The sequence below is a fragment of the Sphingobacterium zeae genome (assembly GCF_030818895.1).
In the GTDB taxonomy this organism is placed as follows: domain Bacteria; phylum Bacteroidota; class Bacteroidia; order Sphingobacteriales; family Sphingobacteriaceae; genus Sphingobacterium; species Sphingobacterium zeae.
Window position 1 is genome coordinate 4682666 of sequence record NZ_JAUTBA010000001.1, and the last position, 24091, is coordinate 4706756.

Consider the following 24091-nt stretch of genomic DNA (forward strand, 5'->3'; position numbering starts at 1 on the left):
TTTAATTTACTTGAGAGATTTGTAATTTTGCGGCATGCAAGTATATTTTGATAATGCAGCGACTACAGCCTTAGATCCTGAAGTAATAAAAGTAATGATCGATGTGATGGACAATAACTTTGGAAATCCATCCTCTATCCATAGTCACGGACGACAAGTAAAAACAATTGTAGAAAAAGCACGTAAAACGATTGCCAATCTACTTCATGTATCTCCTGCAGAGATATTTTTTACATCGGGTGGAACGGAAGCAGACAATATGGCCATCGTGAGGTCAATAACCGACTTTGGGATAACCCATGCCGTTACCACACCCATTGAGCACCATGCCGTATTACATACATTAGAAGAGCTGCAAAAAGCAGGTAAAGTGCACCTGGATCTGCTTGAAGTTGACGAAAAAGGCAATTTAAATATCAACCAGCTGGAAGAGCTTTTAAAGGGTAACCCACGTACTTTTGTCTCTATTATGCATGCCAATAATGAAATTGGAAATCTCAACGATATTCACCATATCGCCGAGCTATGCCAAAAGTACAATGCCATTTTTCATTCGGACACTGTGCAGACGATGGGGCATTATCCGCATGATCTTGGTAACCTTAAAATAGATTTTATAACTGGAGCTGCACATAAATTTCATGGCCCGAAAGGGGTAGGCTTTCTTTATATTAATGCCAACAATAAAATCAAACCTTTAATCTATGGCGGAGCCCAGGAACGCAATATACGTGGCGGGACAGAAAATGTATATGGCATAGCAGGACTTGCCAAAGCGCTGGAACTTGCCTATGAAAACATGGAAGAACATCATACTTATATACAGGGGCTCAAATCTTATATGATTGATGAGTTGTTGAAAGCAATACCCGACATTGGCTTTAATGGCGTCATCGAACCAGACAAATCATTGTACACCGTATTGAATGTTTCTTTCCCTTGCAGTAACCTCGCTGATATGCTCCTATTCAATTTGGATATTGCCGGCATATCATGCTCTGGCGGAAGCGCCTGCAGCTCAGGGACCGACATAGGCTCTCATGTATTGAATGCGATCAATTCGAGCGCTGAACGCCCCTCGGTGCGTTTTTCTTTTTGTAAAAACAATACCAGAGAGGAAATCGACTTTGTTGTAAAAACGTTAAAGGAACTTTGTACAAAAAACCAATAAAGTCTTCAGATAAATGTTGAGAAGTTATCCCAAATGAAATTAGAGCATCAATCATATGTGCGAATGTTTTAAAGACTAAAATAAGCTTAAAAATAAGAAAGCCGGAAGTTGTACCTCTGGCTTTCTTGTTTTTACATCATTTATAAAAAGTTAACTCAATTTTTCGTCAGCACATAGTATTTGGATATATCTCCGGTAATGTCATTTCCTGAAAGATCCAGCTGACTGAGCATTCCATTTCCAAGTTTGAATTTATAATCTACACCATCTAAGGTAATAATATTGCCATCCAACTTCCACTTTCCTTCGCGAACAAACACATCTTCACTTTTATTTAGATATTTAGATGAGTATTGATAAGTATTGTCAGCATGTAATGAAATTAATGTTTCAATCCCGTCGCAATCCGCACAAGGGAGCACGCCCTTATACTCACCAATCACTACTTCCGCCTTATCTCTTCCTTTAAGATCCTGTAAATTATCTTTATAGACGGCTACACTTTGCTTGGGATTATCACACCCCACCATTCCAATGATCACCCACAAACCCACAATCCAAATATACCTTTTCATCACATTCTAAATTCAAAAAAATCAGCATCTAACAGTTACACCAATAAATTCATAACAAATTAAATACCAAAAATTTAGAAAAGATTAAAAATCATCATCGTCATCGTCTCCCAAAACTGCCAATGCACCCTGCAACTCGCCCAAAGCATGGAAATTACGACTCTTGCGGGCGATCTCGATTCCAGATCGGTATGTAGCAATCGCCGACTCTTCTCTACTTAATTTTTCGTACAATTTACCCAAATGATAGTAGGTTCCTACATATTCTGGATTCGACTGTACTAAATCCTCGAATCTCGACATAGCCTCCTGCTCATTCCCCTGCTTGAGATATTCAGCTGCAATCGCATATTTCAAAAAAGGATCCTCCGGGCTCTCTTTCAGAAATTCATTCAGTTGGTCCAATCGTGTTGACATATTTTTTTATTTCAAACTTAGACAAATTGAACTTTATATCCAATATAATATGTATAGCTGTGATAACGATCTACATTGGTGTATGATAGAATAAAACCATTCAATCATTTAACCCTCGTCACATCTGCCTTTATCCAAAAATTACTATGCTAGCATACAAAATGACAATTTACTGACGAAATAAATGAATTGCCAAAAATCACTTGTTCAAAATATAAAATTACAAAAACAGCAATAAAAGAACTGCATATCTTATAACATCAAAAAAAATAAAGGGAAAATACTTAAAAATTTCAAAAATATTCAATATAGACAACCTGTTATCTCAAGGAATTTTGGTTGATCGGAAACTTTTTAATTAAATGAAAATATGGTAAGTTTGGGTAAAACCAATCGTATATGAAAATATTAGTTTGTATAAGCAATGTCCCTGACACTACATCCAAAATCACTTTTACAAATGACAACACTGCATTTAATACAGCTGGTGTACAATTCATTATAAACCCTTATGATGAAATTGCTTTATCTAAAGCAGTAGAATTGGCCGAAGGTGGAAAAGGAACCGTAACTGTCATCAATGTGGGTGATGCATCGACAGATGCAACCATTCGAAAAGCATTGGCAATTGGCGCAGATAGCGCTGTGCGGATAAATTCCGTTCCCCGAGATGCTTGGTTTGTTGCGAATCAAATAGCAGCATATGCCAAAGACAAGGCATTTGACTTAATTTTAACTGGTCGTGAATCTATCGATTACAATGGTGCTCAAGTGGCGGCAATTATAGGAGAATTGCTACACATCCCATCCGTTTCGATAGCCAAAAAAGTCGAGGTTGCAAGTGATATGGTGACCGTGGAGCGTGAAATTGAGGGTGGGAAAGAAGTGTTAACGGCCAAGTTACCACTCGTCATCGGTACAGCCGAAGGTGTTGCTGAGCCTAAAATACCCAATATGCGTGGTATTATGAGTGCACGAAGCAAACCGCTGGACGTGGTGGAACCGTTCTCCGTAGAACTTCTTGCTCACATTGTCAACTATGAGACACCAGCTCCACGAGGTACGGTCAAACTTGTTGACGCTACTGAGGTAGAAAAATTAGTTTCTCTTCTTCATGATGAAGCTAAAGTTATTTAATCTTTAAACGCTAAAACACTATGTCGATACTTGTATATGTAGAAAATACCGATGGAAAATTCAAAAAATCTGCTTTTGAAGTTGTTTCTTACGCCAAATCCATCGCTGATAACATACAGACTGATGTTGTTGCAATTTCAATCGGAAATGTCGCCGAAGACGAACTTGCTGCTTTGGGCAAATACGGTGCTTCGAAAGTATTAAATGTCAATCAGGAACAACTTGCTTCTTTTGTAAACCAAGCTTATGCTAGTATCATCGCAGAAGCTGTAAAAAGTACGGGTTCGAAATTGCTTGTCCTGTCCAATTCATTTTCCGGAAAAGGTCTTGCTCCTCGCATTGCAGCCAAATTGGAAGCTGGTCTGGCCGATGGCGTGCTCGAATTACCGCACATTACGGACGATAAACTGACGGTCAAAAAAACAGCGTTCTCCAATAAAGCGTTCGCTACGCTCGAACTAACCTCGGATATAAAGGTCATCGCACTAAGTCCAAATGCATATGAAATAAAAGAGACCGGTGGTAATGCCGCTGTCGAAACCTTTACGCCCAATATTGACCAACTTGATTTTTCAACCATGGTTAAGGAGATTGTGCGCGCAACAGACAAAGTTTCTTTACCCGAAGCTGAAATTGTGGTCTCTGCAGGCCGCGGTCTCAAAGGCCCCGAAAACTGGGGAATGATTGAAGAACTTGCGGATGTGCTAGGTGCAGCTACCGCATGTTCGAAACCTGTGTCCGACGCCGGCTGGCGCCCCCATTCGGAACACGTAGGACAAACAGGTATTGTAGTAAGCCCTAATCTCTATATTGCAATTGGTATCTCTGGAGCAATTCAACATTTGGCCGGGGTGAGCTCCTCGAAAACCATTGTTGTCATCAATAAAGATCCCGAAGCTCCATTTTTTAAAGTTGCCGATTATGGAATTGTAGGGGATGTATTCGACATCGTTCCAAAATTGACGCAAGCACTGAAGGCTTATAAAGGTATCTAAACGTTTTATCCCATATATTCTCCCCATTTATTGAAAATGAATGGGGAGTTTTTTATTGGTTATAATTGCATATAAAAGCAAATTTATCTAAGTTTGTAAACCGGTTTGAAATTAAAATGAAGAAAATCAGATTAGATATCGTTGGTTTATCCTATAGTCAAACCCAATCAGGGGCTTATGCCCTGGTATTAGGTGAAGTGGAAGGCAACAGAAGATTACCCATCATCATCGGCAGTCACGAGGCTCAAGCTATTGCTATTCGGATAGAAAAAATGATTCCTAGTCGCCCGCTGACACACGACCTATTTCAATCCTTTGGAGAATCATTTGGAATTCGGCTTATTGAAGTTATTATCTACAATCTAATTGAAGGGATATTTTATGCTAAAATGATCTGTTCCGACGGCAACAAGATTGTAGAGATTGACGCACGCACTTCTGATGCTGTTGCACTTGCAATACGCTTTGAAGCGCCCTTGTATGCCTACGAATTTATTATGTCCTCTGCAGGAATTATTATTGAAGGACATGATTTCGCATTTTTGGAAAATATGGACAAATCCAACAAAGTCCAGGATCCAAGTGTTGTTGAGGTCGAAGAAAAAACACCTTCCAAATCCCCACACAATCCTTTCTCCTCATTGACAAATGAGCAATTGGAACAAGCACTTAATCAGGCATTGACCGAAGAAAACTACGAACGGGCGGCGTTGATTAGGGATGAGATTTCCAAAAGGAAATAGTGCCTTTCATTAGAGCAAAACAAAATTTTAAATAACATCATTTATGTCTATTAAATTAAGATTGACCATCATGAGCTTCTTTCAGTTCTTCGTCTGGGGAGCATGGTTGATTACAATAGCGAACTATTGGTTTGGCACAAAGCAATGGGATGGTACGCAATTTGGAGCCATTTTTGCAACAATGGGAATCGCATCTCTATTTATGCCTACACTGATGGGAATCATTGCAGATCGGTGGATAAATGCAGAAAAATTATATTTTATTCTTCACTTATGTTATGCAGGTGTTTTATTCTATTTACCTCAGGTAAATGATCCAAACACCTTTTTTTATGCGATGCTTGCGGCGATGTGTTTTTATATGCCGACTTTGGCGCTATCGAATTCCATCGCTTATACTGCACTAAATGAAAACAACTATGATCTGGTCAAAGCTTTTCCCCCTATCCGGGTGTTTGGCACGATCGGTTTCATCGTCGCGATGTGGATCACCAATTTAACGGGTAGCAAAGCAACGGCCTTTCAATTTTATATCGCCGGAACTGCAGCGTTGGCATTGAGTCTCTACGCGTTTACGTTACCAAAATGTCCACCGAAAAAATTACAACAGGAAAATGCTTCTTGGACACAACTATTGGGCTTAGAAGCGTTTAAACTCTTTGGAAATTATAAAATGGCTTTATTTTTTATTTTTTCCATGTTCTTAGGCGCAGCACTCCAGTTGACCAACGCCTACGGTGACGTATTCTTGGATGAATTTAAATTCTACCCCAAATTTGCAGAATCTTTCGTCGTGAAATATTCGACGATCATTATGTCGATCTCGCAGATATCCGAAACGCTCTTTATTCTTGCTATTCCATTTTTCCTTAAAAGATTTGGTATAAAAAAGGTGATGCTGATTTCGATGTTAGCCTGGGTATTACGTTTTGGATTGTTCTCCTTTGGTGACCCTGCTGGCGGGCTTTGGATGATTGTATTATCCTGCATTGTATATGGCATGGCCTTTGATTTTTTTAATATTTCAGGCTCACTGTTTGTCGAAACCTCCACAACCTCCAGTATACGCAGTTCTGCCCAAGGTTTGTTTATGATGATGACAAATGGTTTTGGCGCCGTTGTAGGCAGTTTTGCTTCTGGGTGGATCATTGATCAATACTTTACCAAAAGTTTTCAGCATAGCAAAGATTTAGCCCAATACCTGGACACAACAGTGGATAACACTCACTTTCTGCACTTCTTAAAGGAAAGAAATATCTCGATCTTACCTGACGGTGTTTTAAGTGGCAATCTTATGCTAAAAGACTGGCATGATATCTGGCTTGCATTTGCGCTGTACACCTTTGTTATCGCAATTCTTTTTGCCTTATTCTTTAGACATAAACACGAGCGTTAACCGCTAAGCTTAAACTAACAAAAGCCGCAATTAGCGGCTTTTTTTTGCAAAAAGACAGATCGCATGAATGGATCGTATTTTATTGCTATAGATGTTTTTTAATAACATAGGCAGTCGTTTATAACAAAGTTTAAGCACATTTTACCACGACGGGGTTAAAAACAGTGAAAGGTAATCTGGGGAGATTACCTTCACTTTAAAAACAAACTAAATTTTCAGACGTGTTTCACAACAGATCTACACATTAACCCTAACTCTTTATGAATCAAAAATTACTCTATACAAATATAGGAGACATATATTAAGTGTATCTTAAGCTATCTTTAAACTTAAAACAAAGCTAAAGATTTATCTCACCTCTATCGTTTTGGTTGCCACATGCGCTCTATTGAAAAGATCGATCGCCTGAACTTCAATCTGATATTTGCCTGCTTTAAGTTTTGGCAGATTAGCGCCCCATAAATGACTGGATTTTTCAGGATTGGAAGGTCTACGGGTGTGCTTCAATTCAATTGCTGTATCATATTTAGCCAACGAATTTAAAAATGCTGGATCGTTTTCATTTACAAAGTCCATTTCTTTCCATTCCCCCTGATTGATTCTATACCTGACCTTATCGCCCTCCTTTCCAATAAAAAAATTAGCGTATATCGGATATCTTTTGGTGTACTTTTCCGGAATAACCGAAGCGCCGTATAAGTCGATCTGATACGATGCCGGCTTATCGACAACCTTATAATCGAAAGTATATTGATTACCATCAATTTTCAAAATAGCATATCCTTTTGGTGTACCATCCCGCATCGTAGAAACAGGAATCCCTTTCTCATTCAACTCGCCAGAGTACCAATCACCCGATGTAGTGCCTACGTTATATTCGTGATGTGCCTTTTCCTGTTTCCATCCGTCTTTTTGCCCATAAAAATACTGCCGCTGAAAGTGTGTATGTGCCGATAAAGACAAGGTATGCTTAAATGGAGCGAGAATATCGAAAAGACGTTGTCTATCTTCGTTACGAAAAACATCTGAGTTCTGATGGTATAAAGGAATATGAAACGCCAGCACAATTAATTTGTCTTTGGCAACGTTTTTTAAGTCATTTTCCACAAAGTCTAACTGATCTTTCCGAAAGCCACCTAAATAACCTTTTCCTGTGCGTGGGTTCGGATAAATAATATTGTCTAGGATAATAAAATGCGCATTCCCATAGTTAAATGCATAGTTGTTGGGACCAAAAGTTTTCTCAAATGATTCATCGGATAGGCTATCTACTTTGGCATCATAGTTCATATCATGGTTTCCCATGACATTATACCATGGCAGCCCCATGCCGGAAATTACCGATTTATATTTTGGTTGTAGGGAAAGATCGTCACCCACCAAGTCGCCTAAGCTGATGCCAAATTTTGCTATTGTCTTATCCGAAATTTCATTGATCACCCCGTTTTTGAAATAGGCCAGTTCTTCCTCCGTGTAAGCCTGTGGATCACCGAAAACAAAGGCTGAAAAGTTTGAATCCTCTTCTTGCTGATACAAAGCAAAATTTACAGCAGCCGGGATCTTCCCTGTAGCAGTTACGGCAGGGTATTTAGAAACCGGACTGCCGTTCAATTTATGGATATAATAGAATTTTGGATGATTATTTTCATCCAAAGGCAAGGCATAACCTGCCGGTTTGACGACGAAAATGATATTGTCATTCCCAATGGGTAATTGATAATTACCATCTTTATCTGTGGTGGTTACTTCACGTCCGTTACTAACGGAAACAGACGCAATACCTTTTTCATTTTTATCTAATTTTCCGTTTTTGTTTACGTCCAAATAAACCTTTCCTTTTGCAAAATCTTGTGCATGCGTAGCATGGACGAATGCCCAGGAAATTGCTAATGCCAAAAATGTTTTCATATGTTATTTTGTTTTGGCGCTAAAGTATTCCATTCAGGTTAAAAGAGTATAAAGAGAATATCAAGAATTCATCAAGAATCGAAGGGTATATCATCCAATCTACTTACTAATTAACACATATTTAATACTAAAGTAATGGGTATATTCGTACTTTATATGTTTTCATCGGAATGAAGTCCCTATTAGCTCCCATAAAGTACCTGTTATATTAGGCTGTATTAGTAGATTGACCTATGTTCTTGCTTTGCAGTCTTAGATAAATGTTCCGAGAAAAAAGAGTAGATACAAAAAAAGAGAAACCAATTGCTTAGTTTCTCCTTTTACCCTTAGGGTCTATATCTTAACTACCTTGCCTGCGCGGTCGCCAACATGCGGTTGACTTCATCAATCATAGACTTTGCCGCGTCATGCATGCGCGGATTGCCTGCGAAATCCGCATCTAAAGTTACATGTTTGGATTTATCTTTGTAATTGAATTCCAGATAAAAACGTGGAACCTTAGAATTTGTCGAATCCTGCTGCCATTCGGGACCTGTCATATCGGTATCCAAATTCCAAAAACCCAGCTCCATCGCTTTGCGATGTAAATATAATAAATCGTCTTTTGTAAATTTTACAGTATCGGTAATTAAAGAATCTTTTTTGTCTAAATATTTATAGATACGCGTTTTTGAATTGTATTCGTTGACCATGTGGTTCGGCTCGCCGTATTTGAATTCTATGGATTCAAAATCAGCAAAACGAAAAGGGGCATTTTTGATCATATTACTATAATAATAAACACAATACATCAAAAACGGCACAATAATACAAAGGCCCAAAAAAATCTTCTTACTCTTTATTGTCATTGCTATAAATTTTGACAAAAATAAGGATTTATATAGGGTATAAAAGTTTATATCAAGATATGACATAAAACCTACATGAGCTAATGCTATCTAAATACTAGGGGAGCCTGCATCAACAAAGGTCTTGGCATACCAGCTATCAGAAAGATCAGATATAATAACACCCTTACGCGTTGACACATGCACAAACTTATTATTATGAAGATATACACCAACATGATCTATCCCGTTACGCCCAAATGAAAAAAACACAAGATCCCCTTCTTGAAGTTTATCCACCCTTTTTCGCTTTACAACTCCTTCCATGTCACGGGAGGTGCGTGGCAGATTGCCTTTATACACTTCCATGTAGAGCAGATTTACAAAGCCCGAACAATCCACACCGGATTTGCTCTGTCCGCCCATACGATGCGGTATGCCCATCCAGTCATCAATAAAAGAGTAAAGGTTTGGATTTAGCCTTTGGGCACTCACGTTAAGCAAATCGGCATAACTGTCAAGCCGAGATCCCGAAAAGGACCTTCCTCGCGCTGAACTAGCATCTGTCAAAACGCCACCCTTAGCAGGATGAGAATTAGCGATAAGTACTTTTTTCTTTGTTGAACAACTGCTCAAAAATAGAACTACACCCAAAAAGAAGACAAAATAAAACCTAACAATCATGCTGTTCAATCTACGTTGTTGCCTAACAAACTTAAGTAAATTGCTATTTATATGCAATACATTTACCGTTTTGCTAAAACATTTTACGGTAATAACCCCTTTATCCACCCATCGAAAACCGTTGATTATTGATAACATAATTTTCACCAATGAAGTCTCAGCTAAAGCTATTCCATTGCGATACCATAGTGGAAAGATTCCTTTTCTCGATAAGAACGTCAGATCAGGAAAAGAATTGTTCAGAAATCGTAACTTTGACGCCTAATTTATTTGAGAATGGAAAAATTAAAAGGTGCATTAGCTGTCTTTTTAGGTGCAAGTAGTTTCGGAATACTATCAACGTTTGTAAAAAAAGCTTACGGTAAGGGACTGACTTTAGGCGAAGTAACGGGAATCCAGGTTTTGTTTGGCATGCTTATACTGTGGCTTATTTATATTACCATCAAACTCTTTTCGGCAAAGTCCTTTCAATCTTCAAAAAAGAAATCTTCCTGGGTCAAGATATTAATCAGCGGTACTTCTACCGGTTTGGTGAGTGTTTTCTATTATAAATGTGTTCAGCTCGTTCCCGCTTCACTAGCTATAGTCTTGCTAATGCAGTATATCTGGATCGGTGTGCTCATTGAGTTTATCTTTTTCAAGACAAAACCGTCAAGAAACAATCTGATCGGCATTGGAATTGTACTTATTGCAACGTTATTAGCGACTGGACTCATCGAAAAAGGATTACAACAACTCAATTTAACGGGTGTGTTATTCGGTCTTTTGGCGGCGACTGCCTATTCGGTGTTCATGATTGTAAATGGGCGTGTAGGCAATGACTACCACCCCATTCAAAAAAGTGCTATTATGGTAACAGGTTCTTGTATCCTGATTTTCACTTTATTTCCACCGAATTATTTATTTAATGGTCAATTTGATGATAATTTTTTCTATTTTGGATTGATACTTTCTTTATTTGGCACGGTCATTCCGCCTTTATTGTTTGCTTATGGTTTACCCAAAACTGGATTCTCATTAGGAGGAATACTGAGTTCGGCCGAACTGCCTGTAGCGACCTGTATGTCATTTTTCATCCTTCATGAAAGTGTATCGACTGTTCAATGGATCGGTGTGCTTTTGATCTTGGGTACCGTTATTTGGTTAAATGCAGCAAAGAGCAGTTCACATTAGAGGTACCAATCACCTTTTAGTCAGATAGCTGCACTCAATTTGACGATATCTATCCGAATACAGCAATCAAAACTTCGTGATAGCGTAGAGAGAAACAAAAACAAATGAAAATCCTTTCTGGCCAATAACAGCAGAAAACTTGCATACAAAAAAGGCAATCTTATTTAGAGAAGATTGCCTTTTTTTGTATGTTATAAATCTTTATTGAACTAATGTACCAATGTCTCTGGAATTTCTTCCACCTCGACTTCACAGGAATCCGTTACTTCCATAAATTTAACCGGCACGACCTCATTTACCAATAAGGGATCGTATAAAGTCCGCACTTTAACATAATTTTTAGAGAACCCATGCATGTAACCGTCTTTCTCATCAGCCTCAAACAATACGGCTCCGATTTCTCCTAATTGCGATTCATAGAAAGCACGACGCTTCTTCTCAGAAAGGATATGCAGCATTTTGCTGCGATCGCTACGTTGCACTCCCGGTACTGCACCATCCATTTGCGCGGCAATCGTATTTTCTCTTTCAGAATAGGTAAAGACATGCAGATAAGAGATGTCCATATCATTCAGGAAATTGTAGGTATCGATAAAATCTTCGCGTGTTTCTCCTGGAAATCCAACAATCACGTCAACACCGATGCAACAATTAGGCATTAAAGATTTGATATATGTCACACGCTCTGTGTAAAGCTCTCTTTTGTACCTTCTGCGCATTAAACTCAGAATTTTATTGCTTCCTGACTGTAAAGGCATATGAAAATGTGGAACAAAACGTTTTGATTTTGCCACAAACTCAATAATATCATTGGAAAGCAGATTGGGTTCTATCGAAGAAATCCGAATCCTGTCGATACCTTCAACTTCATCCAAAGCCTTTACCAAATCCAAGAATCGGTCTTCACGCTTACCATCACGAATACCAAAATCACCAATATTAACGCCCGTTAGCACAATTTCCTTAACACCTGAGGCCGCAATTTCTTCGGCTTGTCGTACAATTTCTTCAATCTTACCGGAGCGACTTCCGCCGCGCGCTAGAGGGATCGTACAAAATGTGCACGAGTAATCACATCCGTCCTGTACTTTTAGGAAAGTACGCGTACGATCACCAATTGAATAAGCAGATACAAATTGATTGGTCTCATCGATCGGACCATTATAAACAATTGTCTTTTCCTGTTTGGTCAAATCATTGATATGCTCAATAATATTAAACTTTTCAGCAGCACCCAAAACCATATCTACACCAGGAATCTCGGCGATTTCTTTTGGTTTTAGCTGCGCATAACAACCAACAATCGTAATATAAGCATTGGGAGAGTGCTTTAAAGCTTCCTTAACCACTTTTCTACACTTCTTGTCAGCATTATCCGTTACCGAACATGTATTGATTACATAAACGTCCGCACGGCTATTGAACGCTGTGGTATCATAGCCCGCTTCTTTAAATAAACGACCAATGGATGATGTCTCCGAATAATTCAGTTTACATCCAAGTGTATAAAAAGCTACTTTTTTATTCTCCATAATATTTTGCAAAATTACATTTTTTTTCAGTAACCACTCTTATCATTTTAAGTTTTGACTTTCTCGTTATAAGGATTTTCCTTAGTTTTGGCTATCTTGAAGGCTGAATGCACAGGCGGCTTAATACAGGTAAACTAAATTAGTCCAGACCGATGTATTCAGGCATTCCCCGATTTAGAATCAGGCCCATAAAATAGCGCTATTCGTTCCCATACAGTTCGACAATAGCATTGATATTTAATATTTAAAAATTACTTTTTACAGATGAAACAATATTTAGATTTACTCAGACATGTATATACACATGGTGTTGTTAAGACAGATCGTACCGGCACAGGCACCAAAAGTGTCTTTGGATATCAAATGCGTTTCAACCTTCAGGAAGGTTTTCCTTTGGTAACAACAAAGAAATTACACCTGCGATCCATTATACATGAGTTAATCTGGTTCTTAAAAGGCGAAACCAATATTCAATATCTCAAAGAAAATGGCGTAAGCATTTGGGACGAATGGGCTGACGAACAAGGAAATTTGGGCCCTGTGTACGGATCGCAATGGCGTTCTTGGCCGACACCTGACGGCCGTCATATTGATCAAATTGCACAAGTAATTAATCAGCTTAAAAGTTCGCCGGATTCCCGCCGTATTATTGTATCGGCATGGAATGTTGCTGAAATAGAACATATGGCATTACCGCCTTGTCATGCTTTTTTCCAATTTTATGTCGCTCCAGCGCAACCTGAAAAAGGAATTTTAAAGCCACAATTGTCCTGTCAACTCTATCAGCGTAGTGCGGATATATTTTTGGGCGTACCTTTTAACATTGCATCTTACGCACTTCTAACCATGATGGTTGCCCAAGTGTGTGATATGGAAGCGGCGGAATTTATTCATACCCTAGGGGATGCGCATATCTATAGTAATCACTTTGAACAAACGGAACTTCAGTTGAGCAGACAGCCTAAAGCCCTACCACAGATGAGAATTAACCCCGAAGTAAAAGATATTTTTGATTTTAAGTTTGAAGATTTTGAATTATTGAACTACGAATCACATCCGCATATTAAAGCTCCGGTTGCTGTTTAATAATGACCGCAACTAATTTTGCAACATTCTTTTATCGGACGAATAATCACATTATATCAACAATGAGCAACCCAACGATCACATTAATTGTCGCTGCATCGGAAAACAATTCCATCGGAATCAACAACAAGATGCCTTGGCATTTACCAAACGACTTTAAATATTTCAAGAAAAATACTATTGAACATTCTGTACTGATGGGCAGAAAGACATTTGAGTCCATCGGTAAAGCATTACCGGAAAGGAGGAATATTGTCATCACACGCAACGCAGATTTTCAAGGCGAAGATATTGATGTCGCTAACAGTATTCAGGAAGCTCTTTTATATTGTCGCGACGAGCGAGAGATATTTATTATTGGTGGTGCAAACATCTATCAGCAAGCACTTCCCCTCGCCAGCAAAGTACTTTTAACACGGGTGCATACCACCATCAAAGGAGATGCTTTCTTTCCTACGTTACCATCCGAAGAATGGGAATTAGTTTCCTCAGATTCGCATCAGGCGGATGAAAAACATGCGTTTGCTTATACCTTTGAAGTTTATACAAGAAAATAGTTCTATGTTTACGAATCTCAAAACGCAATATCATGGAGCAAAAAGCTCCTTGATCCTATGGACATTACGTTTCGTAATTTTCTTACTGTGTACCTCGAACCGAGCTCTCGCACAATTTAGCCCGCCAACCACGATACGAACTCCTAGTGGGAACGTTACTTTACCGGGCTTATATACCCCCCGGTTCTATTCTTTCAATAGCGAACCGATAAGCAGTAGGTATAAATTTTATATTGTTTTGAAAAATGACAGCACCGTTGTTGCAAAAACAAAAATAAAATTAAGAACCACAACGGTACCCAGTGAAATATCCTGGCGGGAAAAAGGCAAGAAACATACGGTAACGCCCGATCAGACGAAAGAAATCTATCGGATAGATTATTGGAACAAGAAAATAAAAGGCATTCCACAGGACAGTTGCTGGTTATTTTTGGTTGACACTGTCAGTCATGAACAGCGAATCCGCCGCTATAGCATGACCGCTGATATCAATCAGCCTTCCATATCGCATTTTAAAATGGAAAAGGCGAAGGAAATTTTACCACTGAAAAAAGAAACCTTGGAGCCTTATGTAGAGGGAAATGAAAAAGCAAAAAAACTCCTGTCAAAAAACAAATTGTTAAAAGTTATAGAAGAGCTTAATAGACAGGAATCAACAAGCGCGACACTTTGATCTAAAGCACATGCACAAATACTTTATCTTAATTTTCACCCTATTCATGTCAGACGCATACGCTCAAAAGATAGATACTGTTTACCTGGAAAAATTACTTCAAAGTCATCCTGATCTATTTCAAAGCATATTGAGTCATCCGACTAAAAATGAGGTGCAAATTCTGTATACGCAAATTGATCGTGACAAATCCAATAGGCCACATTTCAGGTCCTATAGCTATCGACTGAATCCGAACTGGTATTTTTATCCCGCGAGTACAGTGAAGCTGCCGACAGCAATTCTGGCTTTGGAAAAAATCAATGACCTGCATATTGCCGGTCTCAGCAAAGATACCCCACTACGCATTGATTCTGCTTTTGAAAAGCAGACTAAGGTTCTTGTGGACGAATCGGCCGCCAATGGTCTTCCTTCCGTGGCACAATATGTAAAAAAAATCCTATTGACCAGCGACAATGATGCCCAGAACAGACTGTTCGAATTTATTGGCCGTGCTGAGCTCAATACAAAACTTAAAAAATATGGTACCCAATACAGCCGCATTGTCAACCGCCTCGCTATTGGTGACAAGGGCATATGGGCCAAACATACCAATCCTATAACCTTTTACAATGGAGAAAATATTATTTATAAACAAGAGGCACAGTTCGACCCCAAAGACTATCCCATCAAGCTGGCCAATACCCTTCAAGGAAAAGGCTATATGAACGACAAAGATGAGCTAGTCCATGAACCCTGGAGCTTTGAAGGATTAAATGTCTATGCACTCCAAGATCAACAGCTCATCTTGAAGAAATTGTTATTTCCTGAAGCATTTCAGCCTAAAGATAGATTTAACCTGAAAAAGGAGGACTACGCACTGCTCTATGATTATATGTCGCGCTATCCCTTTGAGTCGGATTTCCCGAAATATGACTCCACAGAATTCTGGCCAACATATAGCAAGCTCCTTTTTTATGGCCGTGAAAAAAATACGACCTTAGATCCCAACATACGGATCTTCAACAAGTATGGTGATTCTTATGGCTATAATATTGATAATGCTTATATCGTCGACTTTGAACATGGGGTGGAATTTATGCTCGCCGTTGTTGTGCAGTCTAATGAAAATGGCATCTACAACGATGGACGCTATGAATACGAAACGGTAACCTACCCATTTTTAAAAAATATCGGGCAGGTAATTTATCAGGAAGAATTAAAAAGGGTAAAAAAGTTTAAACCTGATCTATCTAAATTTGATTTCAGAGAATAAAATACAAAAAGACGGCTTTCAATTTTCTGAAAGCCGTTTTTTTGTTATCTTTAGTTACCACGTCGCATATTGTTATTAGCAATCGTAAGAACCTTCGATTCATATCCCATCCCCTATATAAGGACAATATTATTTCGACTGCAAGGCTGTTTCGATCAATTCGCCGTAGAAATCGCCTTCTTTCATTCCAAAAGCGCGTACTTGCTGCGGTATGAAACTTTGCGCCGTCTGCCCCGGAATAGTATTGATTTCGATAAAATAGAATTTATCGGTCTCGTTTTCCAAAAAGAAATCTACACGCACCATACCTCTGCAATTCAATCTGACATAGATCTCTTTTAAGACACGTGCAACCCGTTCCTGCTGTTCGATAGTCAACTCTGCCGGCGTAATCTCTTCGGTCAGTCCAGGTATATATTTCGCTTCATAATCAAAAAACTCGCGCGTAGTCCGAACCTCCGTAGCAGGTAAAACAACCAGCTCGCCTTTTGAATTGCGAAAAATTCCTTCCGAAAACTCGCGTCCGCTAACAAATTCTTCAACAATGACCTGTTTACCTGTATTCTCTGCATCAAAAGCTTTATCGATGGCTTCTTTTAGCTGTGCAGATTCTTTCACCTTAGTCATACCGATACTGCTCCCGCCTGCATTAGGTTTCACAAAATAAGGCAGCGAAAGATTGCTTTCGACCATTTGAACCGCTTCCGGTCGCTGCGATTCAAATAATAGAACCGATTTTGCCAAATGCAGCCCTGGAATATCCGATAAAATCGCCTTTGTATACCCTTTATTCATCGTCAAGGCAGAAGTTAGCGCGTCACATGACGTATAAGGAATATCTAATAAATCAAAATAACTTTGGAGTCTCCCATCTTCTCCAGGCACACCGTGTACCATAATAAATGCCAAGTCAAAAACCAAAACATCCCCATGCAATGGAAGCGTGAAATCTGCTTTCGAAATGGGATGACGTTGACCATCTACATCTTCATAGTACCATGCATCTTTGGTCACCGTAATCAGATACACATCGTATTTGTCGTGATCAAGTTGCGAATTGACGAAGGCTGAACTTTTAAAAGAAACTTCAGCTTCTCCTGTATAACCTCCAGTTATTAATGCTATTTTTGCTTTCATAAATTTTAGCGATTCGAAGAGCAAATATAATTTGCTATACACGGAAAAACGAATAATTTTGTGACGAATAATTTTATTTAATCTTTCTGCAAACTTGGCTTTAATATTGCGGTTCTATGCAGAATTAATTTTTATTAACAAAGAAATGTCCAAAGTAGTACAATATCTTCAGACCCCCACATTTAGGAAAAATCTTATTGCCGCTTTCATTGCGATAGTATGCGTATTCCTTTTCGTTTATATTGGTCTGAAAGTATATACCAAACATGATGAATCTATTGCGGTCCCTAAAGTCAAAGGACTTCATATCAGTGCAGCTATTCAGGCGCTGGAAAATGCAGGGCTCGAATATCAAATTGATTCTGTCTATCAGATGGACGCTAAGCCTGGTATGGTTATAGAACAAGATCCTGAACAAGGATTTCATGTAAAATCCGGTCGGACTATTTATTTGACCATTATCACACAGGTGGCACCTGAAGTTGCTTTTCCGAATATAAAGGATAAAACATTGATCGAAGCCACCGCCATCTTGAAAAACCATAACCTTAGAATAGGAGACACTTCGTATGTAGCGGACATCGCAAGAGATATCGTTTTAGATGCTCAATTTGCAGGACAGTCCATCCGTAATGGAAGGATGATACCTAAAGGTTCGCGTATAGATCTCGTTTTGGGAAATGGATTGGGAGCAAATGAAGTAGAGATACCTAATTTAATTGGACTTCCGTTAAATGAAGCGAAGTTTGCCTTATCTGGAGCTGGACTAGGTCTGGGCACTGTAACCTATGATCCAAATGTAACGGATACTGCTACCGCAGTAATCAGTGTGCAATCACCAGGAATCGAAAAAGGGCTAACCAGCTTAGGAGCTAAAATTGATGTAACACTTTCAATTACAGCACCAGCACCTATTACAGATGCTCCTGAAGGTGTTACAACAACACCTAAACCACAAGTAAACCAAACACAAGTTAATCCGTCGATCGCTAAGCCGAATGCCCAATCTAAGCCTGCTGCACCGGCGAAAAGTACGACCACAAATACGCCGACAACTAAACCTGCAAATAACGCCGTGGGTCAAAAGAAGGATAAAGAAAATAAAGGAAATAGCCTTGGGTTCTAAGGCTACGAGCATAAATTGAAATTGCATTGAATCACCGATTAAAGATGCTAAACTCTTTAAAGATTCAACACGATAAACATGAGAAAAAACTGCGCTTTCATACGCGAGATTTTTCAAACATTGACCGCTAAAGGCTGCATGAATGCCATGAATAGCGAACAACAAATGATTAAAAAATTTTAGAATGGAAAATAAAAAAGGAATACCAAGTTGGTTAAAAATCATTGCTCTGATCGTTGTTGTTGTTGGAGCTTATTTCGCTTGGAAATTTTATAGTACGTTTTATGCTTCGAATGTATCGGGAGATAAGAAGTACCTGTATATACACGAGGATGAAAAGTATGAAGACGTGCTGAAATCAATCAGCGACTCAAATCTATTGGACGATATCGCTTCATTTCAGCGTGCAGCGCAATATAAAAAATATGAAAAGAGTGTAAAGCCAGGTCGGTACTTACTGATACCTGGAATGAACAATAGACGGTTAATTGGCAACTTAATGGGTGGCTACCAAGAACCCGTAAAATTCCGATTCGCCAATGTCCGATTAAAAGAAAATATGGCGGCGCTTCTTGGAAAAAGTTTCGAAGCTGATTCTGCGCAATTTATCGCTGTGCTGAATGATGAAGCTACGGCGCAGAAGTATGGATTTACGAAGGAAAATCTGATTACGATGTTTATTCCTAATACGTACGAAATTTACTGGAACACCAGTCCCGAAAAGGTAATCGCTCGTTTTGATGATGAATGGAAAAAATTCTGGAATACGGATCGCACGGCGAAAGCAAAAGCACTTAATTTGACACCACAGCAGGTCAGCACGTTAGCTTCCATTGTCAAAGGGGAGGCGCTACATCAAGATGAAATGCCCATGATTGCGGGACTTTATTTAAACCGCCTCAAAAAAGGAATGTTGTTACAGGCAGATCCAACAGTGATCTTTGCTAATAATGATTTCACAATCAGAAGGGTATTGAATAAGCACCTAAGAACAGACAATCCCTACAATACATATATTTATAGAGGATTGCCTCCAGGCCCGATTTCTATTCCGAGCATTGCTGCTATTGATGCAGTGTTGAACTTCAAGCAGCACGATTACATCTATATGTGTGCGAAAGATGATTTCTCAGGTTACCATAATTTCGCAAAAACAGAGACTGAACATCTGATCAATGCGCGCAAATTCCAACAGGCTTTGGACGCTAGAAATATTAAAAAATAATGTTTGTATTTGACCATCAGATTCGCGTTCGTTATGCAGAAACAGACCAAATGGGATATGTCTACTATGGCAATTATGCTGCATTTTATGAAATAGCACGAACTGAAATGCTACGGAGCACGGGGATATCGTATAAGGAACTGGAAGAAATGGGTGTCATGCTCCCTGTCACAGAGATGAAGACCAAATATCTAAAACCAGGCAAATATGATGACCTGATTACAATCCGTGTGACCATCCGAAAGAAACCTGCTGTTCGTATTGTTTTCGAATATGAGCTTTTCAATGAGGATGGAGAGCTACTTAACCAAGGGGAAACGACATTGGTCTTTGTTAATATGGAGAAAAATAGACCTTGTATGCCACCGCAAGTTTTTTTGGATAAGATGAGTAAATATTTTAATTGAAATGGGGAAAATCCACCAATGGCTATTAAATTTAGAACCTTATTTTAGATTGATCGAATGGAGTAAACGGGTCGTACTACCTGGCTTTGGCTCGCTCCCTCTTTACACCGTAGCTGTATTTTTCTTTCAGGAAATCTCCAGAGACTCCATTATTAGCAAAGCTTCTTCCCTTTCCTACAGCTTTCTATTAGCTATTTTTCCGGGAATAATATTTTTATTTACGTTAATCCCATACATTCCAATAAATAATTTTCAAGAACAATTGTTGGATTTTCTTGCTGTAGTTATTCCTAAAAATGCTTTTCTCGTTGTTGAAACAACTTTGGAAGATATTATCAAAAACCAAAATGGCGGATTGCTGTCCTTCGGTTTTGTCTTTGCAGCCTATTTTGCAACCAACGGTATGGCCTCCCTAATGAATGCATTCAATAAAGCATCGTTAATGACGGAAAAACGGCCTTGGATCAAAAAACGATTGCTTGCCTTAGCTTTGGCCTTCTTAATTATCTTTGCCTTGACTGTTGGAATGACGATTTTTACGATTGCTGGCATTACGATAGACTATCTTAAAGAAACGACGGGTATTAAATCAAGCTTCTGGGCGATACTGCTTAAGATAGCCCGATGGTTGATTATATTCGCTATCTATTTTTTCACGGTGAGTTGTATCTACAAATTCGGCCCTTCAACCTCCAATAAGTGGAAACTCTTTAGTGCAGGAGCATCGATGGCCACAATCCTAGCGATATTGACTTTTTCGATATTTACTTTTTATATCAATCACTTCGGTGCATACAATAAATTGTATGGCTCTATCGGAACTTTAATTGTCATTATGATCTGGATTTATTTGAATACGCTTATTTTATTATTGGGTTATGAACTCAATGCTGCTATTGCGCTGTCCAAACAAACCATTGTTATTGCCAAACCACGTATTTTCAATTCGTTTAAGAGAGAAGATTAAGTCTTTTTGAGCACTTTAATTTATGATTTCCAAGAAAGGAATTTCAGCAAATAAAGTCGATAAATAACAGAGTCAACGTTCAATTAGTACCCTATATAGCTTGACCTATAAAAACATCCCTATAACTGAAAGTCTTTCAATAAAATAAGAAAAAATAAAGTTTTGCATTTAAAGTTTTTTTGTACCTTTGCAACTCCTACAAAGTAGGAAAAAGGAGAAAATTAATTAATGGCAAAAAAACAAGAAGCAGAAAAAGAATTAGCAGCGAAAAACGCAGAGCTACAAGGTGCTGACACTAAAGTAGTGAAAGACACTGAACAAATTGAATCAGAAGCTGATTCAAACTTAATCGATGAAATCAAATCAAACACTTGGATCACACCAGAAGGTGAATTTGACTGGGATGCAAATGATAAAGGTTTCGGAAATTATAGCGAAGCTGAACGCGCTAAACTTGAAGCACAATACGCAGATACTTTCAACCAAGTTAATCAAGGTGAAATTATCGAAGGTACTGTAGTTTCTATCAACAATAAAGACGTAGTCTTAAATGTTGGTTTCAAATCTGACGGTTTAGTTTCTTTATCAGAATTCCGTGACTTACCAGAATTAAAAGTTGGTGATAAAGTTGACGTATTCGTTGAATCTCAAGAAGATGCTAACGGTCAATTAGTACTTTCTCGCAAACGTGCTAAAACTCAAAAATCTTGGGAAGCTATCAATGAAGCATTGGAAAATGATGCAATCATTACTGGTTTCGTTAAGAGCCGTACTAAAGGTGGTCTTATCGTTGATATTAAAGGTGTTGAAGCATTCTTACCTGGATCTCAAATTGATATCAAACCTATCCGTGACTACGATGTATACGTAGGTAAAACAATGGAATTCAAAGTTGTGAAAATCAACCACGAATTCAAAAACGTTGTTGTATCACACAAAGTCTTAATTGAAAACGACTTAGAAAACCAAAAATCTGAGATCGTTGCTAAATTAGAAAAAGGTCAAGTATTAGAAGGAACAGTTAAAAATATCACTGATTTCGGTGTGTTCATCGATTTAGGTGGTGTTGACGGTTTATTGCATATCACAGACATCTCTTGGGGTCGTATCGAGCATCCAAAAGAAGTTTTATCGTTAGATCAAACAATCAACGTTGTTGTATTAGACTTTGATGACGAGAAAAAACGTATCGCTTTAGGCTTGAAACAATTATCTGAGCATCCTTGGGAATCTTTAGATACTGCATTAGAAGTTGGTTCTAAAGTTAAAGGTAAAATCGTAACAGTTGCTGATTACGGTGCTTTCTTAGAAATCATCCCTGGTGTTGAAGGTTTGATCCACGTTTCTGAAATGTCTTGGTCACAAAACTTACGTTCTCCACAAGAGTTCTTGAAAGTTGGTGATGAGATCGAAGCGCAAATCTTAACGTTAGATCGCGATGAGCGTAAAATGAGCTTAGGTATCAAACAATTGACTCCAGATCCTTGGAAAAATATCACTGAGCGTTACCCTGTAGGTTCTAAACAAACAGCTGTTGTTAAAAACATGACTAACTTCGGTGTATTTGTTGAATTGGAAGAAGGTATCGATGGTTTGATCCACATCTCTGATTTATCTTGGTCTAAAAAAATCAACCACCCTAACGAATTCACTAAAGTTGGTGAAACATTAGACGTAGTTGTTTTAGAATTGGATGAAGAAAACCGTAAATTATCTTTAGGTCACAAACAATTGGAAGAAAACCCTTGGGATACTTTCGAAACGATCTTTACTGAAGGTTCTATCCATGAAGGTACTGTGATCAAAGTTGGTGATAAAGGTGATATCGTAGCTTTACAATATGGTGTTGAAGGTTTCTGTCCTTCTAAACACTCTGTTAAAGAAGACGGTTCATCATTGAAAGTTGATGAAGTTACTTCATTCAAAATCATTGAGTTCAACAAAGAGAACAAACGTTTGGTAATTTCTCACTCTCGTATCTGGGAAGAAGAGAAAGAAGAAGCTCGCAAAGAAGAGTCTAGCAACCGTAAAAAAGACGCTAAAGCTGAATCTTCAGCTGTTAAAAAAGTAAAAGATTCTGTTGAGAAATCTACTTTAGGCGACTTAGACGTGTTAGCTCAATTGAAAGAGCAAATGGAAAATGATAAAAACGCTAAGTAATTAGCAATTTCAATCCATAAAAAGCGGCTGTTCCAAAAGAACAGCCGCTTTGCTTTTATAGGGATGCTTTTGTAATTTTGTAGCAATAAACTTTATTGTTATGTCATTCAAATCAGCCTTAATCAACCCCACCGAACTTCTGGAATCATTGGGACAGCATACAGACATTGTCCTCCTTGATTGCACCATCGACAAAGTTGGCCAATCCATCAAGGACGCCAAGTTCGAAGTACTACCCCATTCTCAATTTTTTGACATCGAAGGGAAACTTTCGGATTCTACTTCTAAATTACCACATACCCTTGTATCGGCAGAAGTATTCGAACGAGAAATGCAACGCCTAGGAATCAATCAGGATAGTACCGTCGTGTTATATGACAGATGGGGTGTTTATTCAAGCCCAAGGGCATGGTGGATGTTTAAGGTCATGGGTTTTGAACAGGTATTTATTCTAAATGGTGGCGTCCCCGCTTGGAAAAAAAGTAAATTACCGCTCGTAGACCAGTATGCAGCTGCTGTAAAGCCTGGAAACTTTAAAGCTCAATTTCAAGCAAACCATTATGCTGACAAAGAATATATCTTAACACATTATCGGGATACGCAAGTAAATATTTTTGACGCCAGAAGTAAAGGTCGATTTAGTGGTTTAGTAGCTGAACCTCGAAAAGGCCTTCATGGTGGGCATATCCCTCATTCCAAAAACCTCCCTTTCGAAGAATTACTTGATGGAATCGTTTATAAACCCCTTGGTGAACTGAAACAGCAATTTGATCATTATAATGCTACCGGAAATGAATATGTATTCTCCTGTGGATCGGGTATCACGGCCTCAATCTTAGCATTTGCTGCTCATCTTGCTGGTCACGAGCAAATCCGTGTATACGATGGTTCGTGGTCTGAATGGGGGCGCGAAGAGCTTAATCTTCCAATCGAAAAATAA

23 protein-coding genes are annotated in these 24091 nt (G+C 38.6%); 16 read left to right on the top strand and 7 right to left on the bottom strand.

The annotated features are described in order from the left end of the window. Window positions 1-34: 34 nt before the first annotated feature. The gene (locus QE382_RS19615) at window positions 35-1171 is read left to right on the top strand and encodes a cysteine desulfurase family protein (RefSeq protein ID WP_307187407.1); all 1137 of its coding nucleotides are present in this window, start codon (window positions 35-37) and stop codon (window positions 1169-1171) included. 155 nt (window positions 1172-1326) lie between these two features. On the opposite strand, the gene QE382_RS19620 is transcribed toward QE382_RS19615, so the two are convergent. Together QE382_RS19620 and QE382_RS19625 are read right to left on the bottom strand one after the other, a co-directional pair. Beyond that, on the bottom strand, window positions 1327-1746 hold the full coding sequence (locus QE382_RS19620) for a copper resistance protein NlpE (protein WP_293955747.1): 420 nt from the start codon (window positions 1744-1746) through the stop codon (window positions 1327-1329). Between the two features lie 84 nt (window positions 1747-1830). Next, window positions 1831-2163 (bottom strand): tetratricopeptide repeat protein, encoded by a 333-nt coding sequence (locus QE382_RS19625; RefSeq protein ID WP_307187408.1) that lies wholly within the window; start codon window positions 2161-2163, stop codon window positions 1831-1833. Between the two features lie 399 nt (window positions 2164-2562). Here QE382_RS19625 and QE382_RS19630 point away from each other — a divergent pair, with 399 nt between their 5' ends. From QE382_RS19630 to QE382_RS19645, 4 genes are all read left to right on the top strand, one after another. After that, window positions 2563-3300, top strand: coding sequence for an electron transfer flavoprotein subunit beta/FixA family protein (locus tag QE382_RS19630; RefSeq protein WP_307187409.1), 738 nt, complete (start codon window positions 2563-2565; stop codon window positions 3298-3300). A gap of 20 nt (window positions 3301-3320) precedes the next feature. Further along, the gene (locus tag QE382_RS19635) at window positions 3321-4295 is read left to right on the top strand and encodes an electron transfer flavoprotein subunit alpha/FixB family protein (RefSeq protein WP_307187410.1); all 975 of its coding nucleotides are present in this window, start codon (window positions 3321-3323) and stop codon (window positions 4293-4295) included. A 116-nt stretch (window positions 4296-4411) separates the two neighbouring features. After that, window positions 4412-5038, top strand: coding sequence for a bifunctional nuclease family protein (locus QE382_RS19640; RefSeq protein WP_293955751.1), 627 nt, complete (start codon window positions 4412-4414; stop codon window positions 5036-5038). 43 nt (window positions 5039-5081) lie between these two features. Beyond that, window positions 5082-6434, top strand: coding sequence for a nucleoside permease (locus tag QE382_RS19645; protein WP_307187411.1), 1353 nt, complete (start codon window positions 5082-5084; stop codon window positions 6432-6434). Window positions 6435-6782: 348 nt separating this feature from the next. Here the strand turns inward: QE382_RS19645 and QE382_RS19650 are convergent, their stop codons facing one another. From QE382_RS19650 to QE382_RS19660, 3 genes are all read right to left on the bottom strand, one after another. Beyond that, on the bottom strand, window positions 6783-8342 hold the full coding sequence (locus QE382_RS19650) for a calcineurin-like phosphoesterase C-terminal domain-containing protein (protein WP_307187412.1): 1560 nt from the start codon (window positions 8340-8342) through the stop codon (window positions 6783-6785). 344 nt (window positions 8343-8686) lie between these two features. After that, window positions 8687-9190, bottom strand: coding sequence for a hypothetical protein (locus QE382_RS19655; protein WP_293955754.1), 504 nt, complete (start codon window positions 9188-9190; stop codon window positions 8687-8689). A 90-nt stretch (window positions 9191-9280) separates the two neighbouring features. Further along, entirely contained in the window at window positions 9281-9991 is a 711-nt protein-coding gene (locus QE382_RS19660) for a C40 family peptidase (RefSeq protein WP_307187413.1), read from the bottom strand. Between the two features lie 138 nt (window positions 9992-10129). Between QE382_RS19660 and QE382_RS19665 the strand changes: the two genes are divergently transcribed. After that, the gene (locus tag QE382_RS19665; RefSeq protein ID WP_307187414.1) at window positions 10130-11026 is read left to right on the top strand and encodes an EamA family transporter; all 897 of its coding nucleotides are present in this window, start codon (window positions 10130-10132) and stop codon (window positions 11024-11026) included. Between the two features lie 209 nt (window positions 11027-11235). On the opposite strand, the gene mtaB is transcribed toward QE382_RS19665, so the two are convergent. Beyond that, window positions 11236-12558, bottom strand: coding sequence for a tRNA (N(6)-L-threonylcarbamoyladenosine(37)-C(2))-methylthiotransferase MtaB (gene mtaB, locus QE382_RS19670; RefSeq protein WP_307187415.1), 1323 nt, complete (start codon window positions 12556-12558; stop codon window positions 11236-11238). 264 nt (window positions 12559-12822) lie between these two features. Here mtaB and QE382_RS19675 point away from each other — a divergent pair, with 264 nt between their 5' ends. The 4 genes from QE382_RS19675 to QE382_RS19690 all read left to right on the top strand — a co-directional run bounded on the left by QE382_RS19675 (window position 12823) and on the right by QE382_RS19690 (window position 16129). Continuing rightward, window positions 12823-13644 carry a thymidylate synthase gene (locus QE382_RS19675; protein WP_307187416.1) on the top strand — a complete coding sequence of 274 codons (822 nt, stop codon included), beginning with the start codon at window positions 12823-12825 and terminating at the stop codon, window positions 13642-13644. A gap of 62 nt (window positions 13645-13706) precedes the next feature. After that, window positions 13707-14201 carry a dihydrofolate reductase gene (locus QE382_RS19680; protein WP_307187417.1) on the top strand — a complete coding sequence of 165 codons (495 nt, stop codon included), beginning with the start codon at window positions 13707-13709 and terminating at the stop codon, window positions 14199-14201. A gap of 238 nt (window positions 14202-14439) precedes the next feature. Beyond that, complete coding sequence (locus tag QE382_RS19685) at window positions 14440-14874, top strand: hypothetical protein (protein ID WP_307187418.1); 435 nt, start codon at window positions 14440-14442, stop codon at window positions 14872-14874. 46 nt (window positions 14875-14920) lie between these two features. Beyond that, a complete protein-coding gene (locus QE382_RS19690) occupies window positions 14921-16129 on the top strand; it encodes a serine hydrolase (protein WP_307187419.1) in 1209 nt (402 codons plus the stop codon). Between the two features lie 129 nt (window positions 16130-16258). On the opposite strand, the gene QE382_RS19695 is transcribed toward QE382_RS19690, so the two are convergent. Further along, the gene (locus tag QE382_RS19695; protein ID WP_307187420.1) at window positions 16259-17266 is read right to left on the bottom strand and encodes a D-alanine--D-alanine ligase; all 1008 of its coding nucleotides are present in this window, start codon (window positions 17264-17266) and stop codon (window positions 16259-16261) included. Window positions 17267-17411: 145 nt separating this feature from the next. Between QE382_RS19695 and QE382_RS19700 the strand changes: the two genes are divergently transcribed. The 6 genes from QE382_RS19700 to QE382_RS19725 all read left to right on the top strand — a co-directional run bounded on the left by QE382_RS19700 (window position 17412) and on the right by QE382_RS19725 (window position 24091). Further along, window positions 17412-18392, top strand: coding sequence for a PASTA domain-containing protein (locus QE382_RS19700; RefSeq protein WP_307187421.1), 981 nt, complete (start codon window positions 17412-17414; stop codon window positions 18390-18392). A gap of 184 nt (window positions 18393-18576) precedes the next feature. Further along, window positions 18577-19617 carry an endolytic transglycosylase MltG gene (gene mltG, locus QE382_RS19705; RefSeq protein ID WP_307187422.1) on the top strand — a complete coding sequence of 347 codons (1041 nt, stop codon included), beginning with the start codon at window positions 18577-18579 and terminating at the stop codon, window positions 19615-19617. Then, window positions 19617-20024, top strand: coding sequence for an acyl-CoA thioesterase (locus QE382_RS19710; RefSeq protein ID WP_307187423.1), 408 nt, complete (start codon window positions 19617-19619; stop codon window positions 20022-20024). The genes mltG and QE382_RS19710 overlap by 1 nt, the downstream gene beginning before the upstream one ends. A 1-nt stretch (window position 20025) precedes the next feature. Then, a complete protein-coding gene (locus QE382_RS19715) occupies window positions 20026-20991 on the top strand; it encodes a YihY/virulence factor BrkB family protein (protein WP_307187424.1) in 966 nt (321 codons plus the stop codon). Window positions 20992-21219: 228 nt separating this feature from the next. Next, on the top strand, window positions 21220-23151 hold the full coding sequence (rpsA, locus tag QE382_RS19720; protein ID WP_293955766.1) for a 30S ribosomal protein S1: 1932 nt from the start codon (window positions 21220-21222) through the stop codon (window positions 23149-23151). A 100-nt stretch (window positions 23152-23251) separates the two neighbouring features. Beyond that, entirely contained in the window at window positions 23252-24091 is an 840-nt protein-coding gene (locus QE382_RS19725; protein ID WP_307187425.1) for a sulfurtransferase, read from the top strand.